The following is a 1,356-nucleotide window of genomic DNA, read 5'->3' on the forward strand; positions in this document are numbered from 1 at the left end:
CCGGGCTCGAGCAGACGTACGTTGACCCGTACTCCCAGAAGAGAATGAAGGCCCTGTACCGTCTCCATTTGCAGTTTCCGCATCGCGACCTCCGAAACGGTTTCGCTGATCTCCGGGACCACGGTCAGCTCCTTGAGCCCCTCCTTCTCGGAAACCTCCATGTAGTAGTGGTGCGAAAGTCCGGGCACACGTCCCAGTGCGACCTCGACCTGCGAAGGGAAGACGTTGACCCCACGGATTATCAGCATGTCGTCGGTGCGTCCCTTTATCCGCGCGATCCTGGCGCCCTTGCGGCCGCAGGCGCAGTTTCCCGGGATCCGGCGGGTGATATCGTGGGTGCGGTAGCGGATCACCGGCATAGCCTCCTTGCCGAGGGTCGTCAGGACAAGCTCTCCCTCTTCTCCGTCTGGAAGCACTCTGCCGGTATCGGGATCGATGATCTCCGTAATGAAAAATTCGTCGTCGACATGAAGCCCGTTCTTGCAGGTACACTCCATGCCCACTCCTGGGCCCATGACCTCGGAAAGCCCGTAGACATCAAGCGCCGTAATCCCCAGTGCCGATTCCAGGCGTCCTCTCAGTCCTTCCGACCACGGCTCCGCGCCGAATATCCCTATGCGAAGCGATAGCGAATCCCGCAGACCGCCGGCTTCGATCATCTCCGAAAGCTTCAGCGCGTAAGAGGGGGTGCAGGCCAGCACGGTCGTTCCCAGGTCCTTCATCAGGAGGAGCTGTCTCTCAGAAAAACCGCCCGAGGCGGGTATTACCGAAGCGCCAAGGCGCTCCCCGCCGTAGTGCAGTCCGAGCCCGCCGGTGAACAATCCGTAGCCGTAGGCCACCTGGATGACATCGTCCTTTGTGACCCCGGCAGTGGAGAGGCATCTCGACATCGACTCCGACCAGAGATCAACGTCGTTGCGAGTGTAGGCAACCACGGTGGGGCGTCCCGTCGTCCCGGAGGATGCGTGGAAGCGAACGACTTCGCTTCTGTCGCAGGCAAGCATTCCTGTGGGGTAGGAGTCCCTGAGGTCGCTCTTTTCCGTAAAGGGCAGCAAGGAAATATTCTCGAGGCCCCTTATGTCATTTGGCGTAACTCCGGCTGATTCCATCCTGGCCCGGTAGCGGGGAACCCTGTTCCACACCCTTTCGACTACTTTTGCCAGTTCCGCTGATGCTCCGCTTTGCTTCTCCCTCATCGAAAACCCCTCCTCAAATAAAAAAAGGGCCCCCACCTTGTTCGTGGGGGCCCTTCGCTCGCTTTGGATCAACGCGGTTTAGCCGCCGATCCTCCGAGCGGGACCCACGTTGGTAAAAAAGAAGAATCCGTTGGAAATTGCCGACACGTACAGGTGCTTT

General features: G+C 59.4%; 1 protein-coding gene. It reads right to left on the bottom strand.

The genetic code is table 11. The features are described from left to right. On the bottom strand, positions 1–1,196 hold a 1,196-nt coding region (locus Q7U95_RS02820; RefSeq protein ID WP_308751761.1), incomplete at its 3' end, for a phenylacetate--CoA ligase. Positions 1,197–1,356 lie beyond the last annotated feature (160 nt).

The sequence above is a fragment of the Candidatus Oleimmundimicrobium sp. genome (genome assembly GCF_030651595.1).
Classification (GTDB): Bacteria; Actinomycetota; Aquicultoria; order UBA3085; family Oleimmundimicrobiaceae; genus JAUSCH01.